This window comes from Clostridioides sp. ZZV15-6383 (assembly GCF_020657735.1).
Lineage (GTDB): Bacteria > Bacillota > Clostridia > Peptostreptococcales > Peptostreptococcaceae > Clostridioides > Clostridioides difficile_D.
The window spans coordinates 1-13,558 of sequence record NZ_JAGWCV010000015.1; the positions used below are offsets into that span (position 1 = coordinate 1).

General features: G+C 28.5%; 12 protein-coding genes. 5 read left to right on the forward strand and 7 right to left on the reverse strand.

Features of this window, described 5'->3' with window-relative positions; genetic code table 11:
• Positions 1–308 precede the first annotated feature (308 nt).
• The 3 genes from KGF42_RS07625 to KGF42_RS07635 form a co-directional block, all read right to left on the reverse strand.
• Positions 309–1,247, reverse strand: a complete 939-nt coding sequence (locus KGF42_RS07625) for a conserved phage C-terminal domain-containing protein (protein WP_227823110.1) — start codon at positions 1,245–1,247, stop codon at positions 309–311.
• A 671-nt stretch (positions 1,248–1,918) separates the two neighbouring features.
• On the reverse strand, positions 1,919–2,209 hold the full coding sequence (locus tag KGF42_RS07630) for a hypothetical protein (protein ID WP_227826056.1): 291 nt from the start codon (positions 2,207–2,209) through the stop codon (positions 1,919–1,921).
• A 587-nt stretch (positions 2,210–2,796) separates the two neighbouring features.
• Complete coding sequence (locus KGF42_RS07635; RefSeq protein ID WP_227826057.1) at positions 2,797–3,039, reverse strand: hypothetical protein; 243 nt, start codon at positions 3,037–3,039, stop codon at positions 2,797–2,799.
• 294 nt (positions 3,040–3,333) lie between these two features.
• Here KGF42_RS07635 and KGF42_RS07640 point away from each other — a divergent pair, with 294 nt between their 5' ends.
• From KGF42_RS07640 to cme, 5 genes are all read left to right on the forward strand, one after another.
• Positions 3,334–4,254, forward strand: a complete 921-nt coding sequence (locus KGF42_RS07640) for a GyrI-like domain-containing protein (protein ID WP_227826058.1) — start codon at positions 3,334–3,336, stop codon at positions 4,252–4,254.
• A gap of 84 nt (positions 4,255–4,338) precedes the next feature.
• Positions 4,339–6,759: an excinuclease ABC subunit UvrA gene (locus KGF42_RS07645; RefSeq protein WP_227826059.1), complete on the forward strand. Its 2,421-nt coding sequence runs from the start codon at positions 4,339–4,341 to the stop codon at positions 6,757–6,759.
• Positions 6,759–7,781: a serine hydrolase domain-containing protein gene (locus KGF42_RS07650; protein ID WP_227823113.1), complete on the forward strand. Its 1,023-nt coding sequence runs from the start codon at positions 6,759–6,761 to the stop codon at positions 7,779–7,781. The genes KGF42_RS07645 and KGF42_RS07650 overlap by 1 nt, the downstream gene beginning before the upstream one ends.
• Positions 7,782–7,876: 95 nt before the next feature.
• On the forward strand, positions 7,877–8,623 hold the full coding sequence (locus tag KGF42_RS07655) for a MerR family transcriptional regulator (protein ID WP_227823114.1): 747 nt from the start codon (positions 7,877–7,879) through the stop codon (positions 8,621–8,623).
• Between the two features lie 85 nt (positions 8,624–8,708).
• Positions 8,709–9,959 (forward strand): multidrug efflux MFS transporter Cme, encoded by a 1,251-nt coding sequence (gene cme / locus KGF42_RS07660; protein ID WP_227823126.1) that lies wholly within the window; start codon positions 8,709–8,711, stop codon positions 9,957–9,959.
• A 441-nt stretch (positions 9,960–10,400) separates the two neighbouring features.
• On the opposite strand, the gene KGF42_RS07665 is transcribed toward cme, so the two are convergent.
• From KGF42_RS07665 to KGF42_RS19820, 4 genes are read right to left on the reverse strand one after another with little or no spacing between them, the layout of a single operon-like run.
• Positions 10,401–11,414: an ABC transporter permease gene (locus KGF42_RS07665; RefSeq protein ID WP_227823115.1), complete on the reverse strand. Its 1,014-nt coding sequence runs from the start codon at positions 11,412–11,414 to the stop codon at positions 10,401–10,403.
• A 2-nt stretch (positions 11,415–11,416) separates the two neighbouring features.
• Positions 11,417–12,445: an ABC transporter permease gene (locus KGF42_RS07670; protein WP_227823116.1), complete on the reverse strand. Its 1,029-nt coding sequence runs from the start codon at positions 12,443–12,445 to the stop codon at positions 11,417–11,419.
• Complete coding sequence (locus tag KGF42_RS07675; RefSeq protein WP_227823117.1) at positions 12,445–13,290, reverse strand: ABC transporter ATP-binding protein; 846 nt, start codon at positions 13,288–13,290, stop codon at positions 12,445–12,447. The genes KGF42_RS07670 and KGF42_RS07675 overlap by 1 nt, the downstream gene beginning before the upstream one ends.
• Positions 13,287–13,415 (reverse strand): hypothetical protein, encoded by a 129-nt coding sequence (locus KGF42_RS19820; protein ID WP_255643573.1) that lies wholly within the window; start codon positions 13,413–13,415, stop codon positions 13,287–13,289. The genes KGF42_RS07675 and KGF42_RS19820 overlap by 4 nt, the downstream gene beginning before the upstream one ends.
• Between the last annotated feature and the right edge of the window lie 143 nt (positions 13,416–13,558).

A 13,558-nucleotide genomic window follows, 5' to 3' on the forward strand; every position in this document is an offset into this window, starting at 1 on the left:
CTTGAATGTCTGTAGTTGTTTTAACATCTTATTCTTCAATAAGTTTTTTTAATATTTCGTTTTTGTTAAACATAAAAAGTGTGCACCTTCCTTTGTATAGTGATATTTAATATTTTAATTATCACCATTTTTTAGAAGAATACACACTTTATTTTAAAGACCCCACTCTTTGTATTAAATCAAATATATTTTCATCATTTCAACAATTAAGAAGAGGCTTCTCTCTATTTTGAAACAACTCCCTTTTTAATACACTATTTATTTTTATATATAACCATATTTTAAACAACTAAAAAACAACTAATATCTTAATAAATATCTCCATACATATCCTCATAACACATATCACCATAATTACAAGCAGGTAAAGAACTCTCCTCACTTAAATACGACTCAAATTCACATCCAAATAGAATTGTTGGTTCTATATATATTTCCATAGCTGTATATCTCCATCTTCTTACTTTTGCCTCTATAACCTTGTAAAAATCTTCTAAACTATACCCTTCTTTTAATCTTTTATCTATAAGTTCCTTAGTTATACTTAAATCAGCTTTAAAATTTTTTCCAGATTCATTATTTAATTTTCTTATAATAATTTCATGTATACTTTCTGGACTTTCATAAGTCGAATCTTTAGTCAAATCTTCATCCGAATTTTCAAAGGTATTTTTATTTAAATTCTTTTTATTTAAATTATTTTTTAATAATTCTTTTTTCTTTGTCTCATTTTCTGTTTCATACCCAGTATGAATTATTGAATCATAATCTTTGTCTATACTCTCTTCATTTATACGGCTGTATGTGTTGGTATTATTGCTCTTGAACAACTCATCTCTATGTTTATATTTCATTGTTTTTTGGTTATTGTTAATAGTTCCATTAATGTATTTCTCTATATTTTTAAAAATATCACTATTCTTCGTTACAATATCTGCATTACTATTTTCAGAACAAACATAACTGTATACAGAACAACAATTTCCCTTTACTCCTCTCCTTATTAATCTCAATATACCTAAATCTATAAATTCATTTACAAGTCTACTTATTGTAGATATAGATACATCAAGGTCAGATGCAGCTTTCCTTACCGTCATCATAAATTGTCCTCTTGGCAGAGTTCCTTTTAATCTTTGTATATTTTCTTTTCTCATTACATAGTGATTAAATCTTATTCTATTTACATCACTTCGTTCATTAAAATACAATACTGCTGAATTTAATTGATAAAAACCATTACTCATATTCCCACTCCTCAAATTTAATTTGTAAAGTTTTTAGATTTCTAAATAACTTATTAAATGATTATTTTTATTAAAAAGTATTCTTTTATATTTTCATTTTAAAGTTTTGAGTGTAATAAGTTAATAGTTCAGATTTAACTTTTTTATTTAAACAATAAATTTAATATTATTTTTAATATAAAAATTTTATTAAATTTAGTATGTAATTTTTTAATCTTATTTTATCTTCTCTATACTCTTGTGCTAAGTAATAAATTTGATAGTATTTTTCTAGCTTATGTTTTAACTGGTTTATATTGTAATTTATTTAATTACAGCTTATTTGCATAATAATTCGTCCATATCATAAGTTGGAGCTGTCGCATGAGCAAACTAAATTTGTTCTGTAAAAACTCTTTTTTACTTATCTTAATTAGGTATATTTTTAATTGCTCTGATGGTTGCAATATATCAAAACGATGATTCATACTTTAAATTACTTGCTCTAGATAATTTAGAATTACTTAACCATTATAATTTAACATTTATTTTTAAGTGCATTGATAAGTTGAATAAATACTTTGACAATATAATACTAATAGGAGTTTTAAATCATTTTAATTATGTATAGTATGTTGAGATTAAAAATGGGATACCTCTATTTTGAGATATCCCATTTTTAGTTCGTAATATTAAAAGCGACTATTTTTTTTAAGTTCTAAAAGTATAGGTGTCATGTTAAGTACAATAGATATAATAGTTAAAACCCATAATGCATTTTTCATAGTAGGTACTACATCTGCTAAAGCAGCCCAGTCATTCGCTTGTACCCATTCAGATAAAATGGAGTATTCTGAACAAATTGTCAACGAAGTAAATGATAATCCTATTGCCATTGCAAGTTTATAATTTTTTCCTACTTTATACATATAAAGATTTAAAAAAGTAGCTATTATTGCTATACCCCCAAATATTATCCACATATTTTCTCACCTTTTTCTATTTCTAATTATATAACAATTGTGTATTAAGCTATCTATAATTATAGCATTTTATTTAAAAAATTATAACTGCTTATATATATAAAATGTTATATTTTGAACCATTATAAAAAATAAAGTTATACAAATATTTATAACCATAATCTGAATAACTTACACTCATCCTATATAAAAACTTTATAAATATTTCAATATTTCCATACTAATACTAAAAATAAAATCATCTCTAAGAATATACTTAAAATAGATATCTTTATAACTCTTTTATATTTAATAACTTTTCTTTTGTCCAAATCAGTAAAATTATAATAATAACTGATACAGCAAATATCACTGATGTAAACCACATAGTTATTGTTATGTAATCTGTAAAAAAGTAACTCCATACTATAAACATAAATAAAAAACTAAATTAAATTTTCTAAATAAAATTCTTTCATAATTTTTCTTCATATAATCCTCACAAAACTGACCAATTTATTTTTAATAACAGCTTAATTTTACCATAAATATCATAGCTTTTATAATTATTTAATTAAACTTTTTGTATAACAATAGAATGCCAGTATTTAGATACAGTTCATATTTGCATATATTATAATTTTCAAAAGTTGTCTAGGGGTTACTCCATTTCCTCTAATTCGGGAATAAGCCTTATATAACTTTTCTAAATTCATCTCCTCAATAATTTGACTTAATAACCTTACAGAATCATCTTTTGGAATCATATAATCAATATTTAGTGGTAATTTAAATTGATAATTATCACTATAAATAGTATAATCAATTTGTATAGTATCTTGTTTTAACATACAATTATTATACAAGAATCCTAGGTTCTTTTGAATTTGGGATTTATTTTTTTGTATAAAAAAGGGCGTAGCACTATTTTTTAGTGCGACAGCCCCAATTAAAAATAAATCACTATGGTATACTAATTATTATGAAGATTATACTTATATGCAAAGATAAATATAAAACATCTTATATCTTTTATTAATTATAAAAAATTGAACGCTATCTTATTTATCATAAATTACAAAAACATAAAATTTTATTACTATAAATTAATTAATACACATTTTACACAATAAGGAGGGCTATATATGACAAACGCTAAAAGTAAAAAAGAATATCTAAATCGTATTTGCAAAGTACAAGACTATATAGAAGAACATTTACATGAACCTCTTTCCCTTGATGAACTTTCTAATATAGCAGGTTTTTCAAAGTTTCATTTTCATAGAATTTTCAAAGCAATAGAAAAAGAAACATTGTCACAGTACGTAAATAGACTAAAACTAGAGAACGCAACTGCTTTTCTTATTCATCGAACTGACATGACCATTACTGATATTGCACATTACTTTGGTTTTACTGACTCAGCAGTTTTTTCTAGAGCATTCAAAAATTACTATAAAATAAGCCCTATAAAATATAGAAATAATTATAGCAAGAATTGCAAAGAACCATATAAAATTTCTCAGTACAATAGAAGCATATCAAAACCTAAATGTAAGAATACTAGAGAGGTTAAAGGTGAAATTGAAATTCTAGAACTTGATAATATGAATACTATTTACACTAGATATACTGGTTCATATGGTAATCTAACTAGTACTTTCCCAAAACTTTTAGAGAGGTTATTCACATATGCCAGTGAGCAGAATCTAATTGGACTTGAAAACACAAAAATACTAGCCATTTATCATGATAATCCACAGTTTACACAGGAGCATCACTTAAGGACTAGTATTTGTATGACCATTCCAGATGACATTGTTGTTAAAGAAAATAACAACCTTGGCAATATGATAATACCTTCTGGAAAATATCTTGTGGGACATTTTGATATTTCAAAATCTGAATATAGTGATGCGTGGGATTTTATGTATAATGAATGGCTATCAAATGGTAATTATAAGCTACGTGCATCCTTCCCTTTTGAAGTATATCTTAACAACCCACACAATCACCCTCAAAGTAGACACTTGGTCGATATATATTTACCTATAGAACCTTTTTAATAACCTCATCTAAACTTTCTTGTATTAAGGATTAATATATCCTTATTTTACGGTTTGATAAAATTGATAAAATGAGGTGAACCAATGAAAGAAATAAAAATTAATGGAGCAAAGATACACAATCTGAAAAATATAGATGTTTCTATTCCCAAAGATAAACTGGTTGTTGCAACAGGTGTCAGTGGCTCAGGTAAATCTAGCCTTATGTTTGACATTGTATTTGAGGAAGGACGTAAACAATATCTGCAATCTTTAGGCATACTTGCAGGTATTGATAGTGAGGATAAATTCGATAATATTCAAGGTTTAGCTCCCACTATAGCTGTTCAACAAAATATTATTCGCCAGAGCAATCCTCGTTCAACAGTAGGCACAAGAACCAATATTCTCAACATGCTTACACTATTGTATTCAGTAGAAGGTCAAATAATATGTACAATGTGTAATACCCCTATAGGCAATAATCTAATTTGCAATAATTGTGGGCATGAAGGAGAACGATTGAGACCAAGCTATTTCTCATACAACTCTTCAGATGGAATGTGTATGAAATGTTCTGGACATGGAGCATATTTTGAGATTAATATTGAAAAGTTAGTCCTTGATAAGCACGATACCCTAAAACAAGTCTTAGATAGAGCAAAAATTACACCAGGATATTTGAGAGTGTTCTCTAAAAAATTCAACGATTATTTAGATATACAGTTCTTACAATTACCTGAAGAAGTAAGAAATGAAGTACTCTATGGTCATTATGAAAATGGTAAAAAAAGTTCTTCTTTATCAAAGGTATTTCACAATCGCTACAAAAGGGGTGAAGATTTAAATGGAGTTTATACTATGACTGCCTGTTCTGATTGCAATGGTTTTAAAATTGGTGAAGAAGCACGTGGAGTACTTTTAAACGGAAAACATATTGGAGAACTTGGAAAAATGACGATTTTAGAAATTGATAATTTCCTTAAAATCTTACTAGGCCAAGGCAACTTAAACACATTTGGTACAAATCTTGTAAATGATATTTTGTCGAAAACTCGACATTTAATAGAATCACGATTAGGTCATCTATCCTTATACCGAGAAATGTCAACTTTGAGTGGTGGGGAAATGCAAAGACTATTTTTAAATTCACATCTCGATTCAGAGATGGATTCATTAATTTATGTGCTTGATGAACCAACTGCTGGATTGCATGAATCAGAAAAAATAGACATCTTAAAATCAATAAAGAAACTTAAAGACTTAGGCAATACGGTCATAGTGGTTGAACATGATAAAAATACAATTGAGATGGCAGAGCATATTATTGATATTGGTCCAAAGGCTGGTGTTGAAGGTGGTCAATTAGTATATCAAGGAGATTTAGAAGGTCTACTTCAATCCGACAAATCACTCACTGGACAATATCTATCTGGAAAATATTCAATGCCTAATAGAACAACCTCTAAAAACATTACACATATTGATAAAATACCTTGTATGACTATTCAAAATGCAAATACAAATAACCTTAAAAATGTAACAGTATCATTACCTTTGGGTGCTATGGTTGGAATATCTGGCAAATCAGGTAGTGGCAAGAGTTCACTTATATCAGACACATTACTTCCTCTTCTTAGAAGTCAATTTAATAACCACACTAGCAATAATCAAACAAATTCTACAGAAAGTGAAATAGGTGATGAAGACGATTATGCAGTTGTTGAGACTATTGCAGATAGATTGATTGGTACTAAACATATTTCTGGATATTCAGAGATATCTCAATCTCCTATTGGCAAAAACATGAACTCAACTCCTGCTTCTTATATTGGTATATGGGATAAGATACGTACACTATTTGCAAGTCAGCCAGAATCATTAGAACGAGGATTTACAGCTGGTCATTTTTCATTTAACTCCAAAGGTGCTTGTCCTAAATGTAGTGGTAGTGGATATGAAAAGGTCTGGTTAGGAAATAATCTAAGTATAGACCATATATGTAGTGAATGTCAGGGAAAAAGATTTAATGATGAGTCTTTATCTATTAAATACAAAAATAAGAATATCCATGATATTTTAAATATGAGTGTCTCTGAAGCCGTAAATTTCTTCAAAGATATTCCAAATATTGTTTCACACTTAAATGTATTAGAACAAATAGGCATGGGATATATAAAATTAGGTCAACCTACACCGACTTTAAGTGGTGGTGAATCTCAAAGAATCAAGCTTGCAAAAGAAATTGGTAAAAAACGAAATGGTAATATCCTTTATGTATTGGATGAGCCAACTACTGGTCTAAGTCTATACGATACTGCTAAGCTAATTCAACTATTAGATGAATTAGTAGCAAATGGAAATTCTGTAATTGTTGTTGAACATGATATAGATGTGTTAAATGTTTGTGACTGGATTGTTGAACTTGGTCCAGAAGGTGGTGACAAAGGAGGCTATATAATTGCAGAAGGCTCTCCCAAAGCTCTAAAAGAAAATCCAAAATCTATAACAGGAAGGTATTTGTAATGAGTAAAAACAACTGCTTAGATTTAATTTTTGAAAAAGTAGACCCTTTAAGTGTTGGCATGAGTTCAGAAAAGCTTTCACAACTTGAACCTTTAATAATCTCACAATATAGCAATATAAATGGAATAATTATTGCAAGAAAAGGAAAAGTTGTCTTTGAAAAGTACTATAATGGATATAATGCTGATGATACTTTTCATGTTGCATCGGTTACAAAAAGTATTGTATCAGCCTTAATAGGCATTGCAATAGACAAAGGATACATAAAAGATGTTGACCAAAAGGTTGTTGATTTTTTCCCTGAATATACTTGTAGTCCTTCTGAAATATGTAAAAAAGCAGTAACTATACGTCACCTACTTACAATGACTGCACCATACCCTTTTAAAAATATGACTGAGTCTTTAGAAAGACTTTGCAAACAAAAAGATTGGATAAAATATACCTTGAATCAACTTGGTCAAAAAGGTGAAATTGGTACTTTCAAATATTCTTCAGCTGGAACGCATCTACTTTCAGCTATTATAACAAAAACTACTGGAAAATCTGCTCGTGAATTTGCTAATGAATACTTATTTAAACCTATTGGTATGAAAATTATACCAGATTATGATATGAAAGATTTTGGTTTTGAAGATTTCTTTGGAAAAAATCTTAAGGGTTGGGCAAAAGATAGACAGGGCAATTCTACAGGTGGCTGGGGACTTACATTGAGTGCTAGAGATATGTTGCGATTTGGTTTTCTGTATTTAAATGATGGTATTTGGAATAATAAACGTATTATATCTAAATCGTGGATTGAAGAATCAGTTAAAATGAATAGTAATGAATACGGTTATCTGTGGTGGCTATGTAAAAAAGATGGCGTTTTGTGGTATTCAGCAATGGGAGCTGGAGGAAATGCTATTTGTTGTATCCCACAATACGACTTAGTGATAGCCATACCATCTAAGATAGTGTTTAAACCTCGTGATAGATGGGAGCTTATTGAAAAACACATAATTACTTCTATAATAGACTAATTACTCTTAGATAGCCAAACCCTCCACTATAACACCAGACTTTTGTTTGGTGTTATTATGACTGGTACTATATATCTAAAAGGAGTTGAATACTAATGGACACTTACACGACATCAGAGGTAGCAAATTTAATTGGTGTACATCCTAATACAGTACGTTTATATGAAGAACTCAACTTAATACCTAAACCTAAGCGTAATACCAATGGTTATCGTATCTTTAATGATTTTCATATAGAACAATTTAGATTTGCTCGTACAGCCATGAAAATTGAAGTGATACAAAGAGGATTAAGAAAAGATGCTCTTGAGATTGTCAGAACATCAGCAAATAGAGAGTTTGACAAGGCTATTTGTCTTGTAAATCAATACTTACAACAATTAGAAATAGAAAAATCTAATGCCGAGGAAGCACTTACTATTGTTACACAGATTTTAAATGGAAATACTCCAGAAACAGATAAACTCTTTTTAACTAGAAAAGAAACTGCACAACACTTAAATGTTACAATAGATACTTTGAGAAATTGGGAAATGAATGGTTTGTTAAAAGTAAAAAGAAAACAAAACGGTTATCGTGTATATACTGACGAAGATATAAAACGACTTAAAATCATAAGCGCACTTCGTTGTGCAAACTATTCTCTTTCAGCTATTTTACGAATGCTAAATGCTTTATCTTCTAATCCGAATACTAATATTAAAACTGTCCTTGACACTCCAAAAGACGATGACGAAATTATCTCAGTATGTGACAAACTGATAACTTCATTGAAAGAAGCTGAACATAACGCAAAAACCATGAAATCTCATCTTCAAATTATGAAAAAACAATTTTCCTAGCCCTCCACTCTAACTCCAGACTTTGATTTGTGTGCTATCCTTAAGAGCAAGAAAAATTCAACACACAAATCAAAGGAGGAATAGGATGGAAAACAAAAATACTCATTCTACATGGAAGAAAAAAGTCATTATTTTTTTAGCAAGCCAATATATTTCCTTATTTGGCTCATCACTTGTACAGATGGCAATGATATGGTACGTCACACTTCAAACATCATCAGGTATATGGGTAACAGTTTTAACTGTATGTTCCTTTATACCTCAAATGATAATTTCTTTTTTTGCTGGTGTATGGGCAGACTATTACAATCGAAAGTTACTCATCATTGTATCAGATGCAATAATTGCTATGTCTACATTAGCTCTAATTCTATTTATGATGTCATCAAATGGAACAACAAGTGAATTAATAGCCATATCAGTAATATCTGTTATACGTTCACTAGGAAGTGGTGTACAAACACCTGCTGTAAATGCAATGATTCCTCAACTTGTCCCAGAAGAACATTTAATGCGTTTTAATGGTATAAATGGTAGCTTACAGTCTATAGTACAGTTTATAGTTCCTATTGTGGCTGCGGCAATCCTTGGCTTTGGTAATAAAATAAATCAAGTTCTTTTAATCGATGTATTTACTGCAATTATTGCTATTGTATTGTTGATATTTATCAAAATTCCTAAACACGATATACCAAAACAAACTGAAAAAGTCTCATTTTTTGCGGATATGGTATCAGGAATAAAGTACTGTTTTTTAGATAAATTCATTAGAAAAGTGCTTTTTACTTATGGAGCATTCATGCTTCTTTGTGTTCCATCAGGATTTCTCATAGGACTTTTGATTGAACGAACATTTGGCAAGGGCTATATATATCTGTCTATTATTGAAATGATTGGATTTTTAGGTATGGTTTTAGGTGGATTGATTATAGGGGTCTTTGGTGGCTTTAAAAATAGAAATAAGACCTTTTTTCTAGCGATATTATCTTATGCCATTTTTTCAATTATTCTAGGTCTTGTAACACAGGCTTGGCAATTTTTTATATTTATGTTTTTTACCAATTTTTCAATTCCAATTATTCAAGCATCAGCTATGACTATGTTACAAGAGTATGTAGAACCACAAATGCAAGGTCGAGTTCTTAGCTTACCTATTATCATATATACTGGTTTTATACCTCTTGGTATGGTGATTTTTGGTCCAATGGCAGATGTAATATCTATTAATAATTTAATAATCGTAGCAGGTATTATACTCTTATTCTTTGCTTTGGCTATCCCCTACTCAAAACAGTTTTACAAGCAAGGAATATTTAAATCAAATGAATCTGAATGATATACTTAAACAGTTTAACTTGATTTATCTGATTAAAAATAATGGTGTCTCAAAATGAGCTTTTTAGTTCATGAAGAACTCTTTTTTGTATGAAATCAAATATATTTTTATCATTTCAACAATGAAAAATAGGTTTATCTCGATTTTGAGACACCCATCTATTAACAAATAATTTTTGATAATATCTTTATTGACTTTATCTAATAATACCTCCATTTATATCATCAATTAAATTTATGATACAAATGGAGGAAAATAAAGCTTTTTGTATAGTTTAAGTACCTATTAAATTTTCCACTAAGTGGCTCTAATTATACTGAACTTCTTACTAAATTACATTGAATAATTATAAAATAGAATTAACTATTACACTACACAAATTACACTATACAAAGTATATTAAATCATATATTAAATTACACCAATTATCATTATATTAAGTTATCTACTAAAAGATAGCTTTCTTTTTTTATCTAAAATCATATACAGCATAAACCATGCTACACAATGTATGACTAAAATTAAAATATCCTTTACAATAATGGCATTACCATTAATAATTTCCATAATACCATTAAATGTAGCAACTGATGGCATTATATAACATAAATTCCCTATACCACTCATATCAACCCCTAGAAGATATATCAATAAAGGAGCACCTATAAATAAAATCATTACTATTTTAATATAAACAATTCCTACCATAAGACCTTCTGATAACTTCCCAATAAATAGACCTATCAGTGATGAAATAAATGCTGAAAATACAACAAGTAACAACATCATTATCGTATCTAATATTGAAATATCCAAACATATAAATACAGTTATCATTGAAGATAAACACCCACATAAAAGACCCAAAAATACTTTCTGTATAATATACTTGCTTCTACTCTGTGGTAAAACTTCATTTATAAACGATATTCCATCTTCTTTTTCAGATATAATATTCATTGCATTAAAGGTACATCCCATAAACATAGCAGTAATTAAAATCATAGCAATAAAAACATTTTGAAACTCTTTTAAAACACTATCTTTAGGCAATATTGTAACCTCAACATCTTTTAAATCTCCCTTTAGTATAAAAATCTCTGGCAATGTCTTTGCGACATTTTTTATAGCATTAATTTCATTTCCATAAAGCATAGTTTTTATCCCTTTACCATCTCTAACAACTCCAATCATATCTGTTTTAATATCTTTAACTTCACTTATTAAATCATTTTCTGTTTGATATATACTTACTGTTCCATAACTCTTTAACCACTGCTCCGTTTGTAGAGGAAGTGTATCTTTTACTATACCAAAACGTAACTCTCCTAATGAAGATATATCAATACTTCCCATAAAATTTATTAAAATTGCCATAACAACTGGTAAAAAGAAGGAAATTATACACATTTTATCTTTTCTTATACTCTTCAACTGGTAACGTAATCCTATCAACACTACCCCTCCTTAACCAACTCTTTGTTAAAAATATTTTTTACAAGTAAAAATAGAACTATTATTGTCAAAGAACACACTACAAAATAGATTAATTCATTTGAAAAATTCATGAAAAACGCATTTTTAATCTGACTATAAACATGATAGAAAGGATGATATTTAATCCAACCTATTTCAAAAGATGTATTTGCAGATAGAAATATAGGTGTAGTTATGAATACAGCAACCACAAGATATATAAGAGAAAATTGCTTAAAATCTCTCAATAACATTGAACATCCAAGTCCAATCAAAGACATAATAATTGATAAAATGCTAGCTTGAACTAATACTTGAGGAAGTATTTTTATTCCTTCAGAAAATCCAACATTAAGTATTACTAAAAATACTGTAAAACATAGGTCACATATCAAAAAAGCAAATATTTTTGATAATATAAAAAGACTTCTTTTTACAGGTAAAATACCAGTAATACGCATTACACCCATCTGTTTTTCTTTAAATAATAAAGAGGCAATTCCTAGAAATCCAATAGCTACAATTTCAAAGAATAAAATCTCACAAGTCATTTCTTTTCTTTGTTTTATCTCAGATGTGTCTTTATCATTTATTTGAATTATTGCATTTTTGTCCGATATTTTAGTATTATTATCTTTTTCTGATGATAATAATGACAACGCATAATCAGTTCTATAATTATCAACTCTTTTAATACTTTCATGTAAAATTACTTTTGGCTTACTAGCACTCATATCAATACAAACTGCATTTGTATCTTCATCAAGTTTTGCTTTTAATTCATCTATAGAAGAAACTTGATGAATTAATGGAGATGCACTCATGCTTATATTCTCTGGATTATACAGATATACATTATTATGATAACTATCTTCATCCATAAACTTTACATAACCAAAGTTAATATAACATGAATAAAGTATGAGAGAGCCAAGTGTTAGTACAAAAAATTTACCATAAATCATCATCCAAAAATCTTTTTTTACTAAGGTAAAAAATTTAGAATACATTACACTAACATCCTTCCTGTATATTTAATAAAAACTTCTTCTAGTGTAGGCTCTTTTGAATGTACACTTAAGATTTCATCGTATTTAAAAGTTATTCCAGATTCTAACTCTTGTATATCTACAATTTTAATATCTCGATTTCCATTATATATAAATTCTACTTCAACTTTATTATTGCTATTTTTCATTTTTAAATTTTTAGGCTTATCTATTGCCATAATCTTACCATCTGCAATAAAAGCCACATTATTACACATTAAATCTGCATCTAGCATATTATGAGTAGTCAAAAATATAGTTGTTCCTTTTTTTCGTTCTTCTTCAATAATCTTACGAAATAGCACAGCTCCAGATGGGTCAAGTCCACTAGTAGGCTCATCTAAAAACAACAATTTAGGATTACTTACCAATGCTCTTGCCATGCTAATACGTTGCTTCATACCTTTTGAATAAGACAATACAGGCTTATTTATAAACTCCTTCTTAAACTCTAACAAATCTAAGAGTTCATATATATCTCTCCTTTGATTTTTAGGATAAAAAGATGAAAAATATTCTAGATTATCAATTGCACTTAAGTTCGCATATAAATAAGGAAATTCAAATAAAACACCAATCTTTTGGTATAAGGACTCTGTGTATGCTTCAACCTCTTTACCAAAAAGGGATACGTGACCATTGTACCCTTTTAAAACACCATTTAATATTTTTTGTGTTGTGGATTTTCCTGAACCATTAGGTCCAAGAAATCCAAATATTTCTCCTTCTTTTACTTCAAAATTAAGTCCATGTAATATCTGTTTATCTTTTCCATAAGAAAATTTCAACTCTTCGACTTTTATCATCTATCATAGCCTCCTTTATCATTTTTTTCTTTTTGTCGTCTATCCCACCACTTTATAAATTTAATTTTAAATGGAATAGAAACCAAGACTATCAACACAATAGCCAACCATGTATACCATTTCATAAGTACTCCCCCTTCCAAGCTTATTTAATTACTCTTCTATTTTTTAATTTATTTTATTTCTATTTGGTGAAATCAAAGTGTGTCTCTGGTGAAATTTAAGTGAAATAATAAAAAGCCCTGTTTTCACCAAGAAAACAAGACTT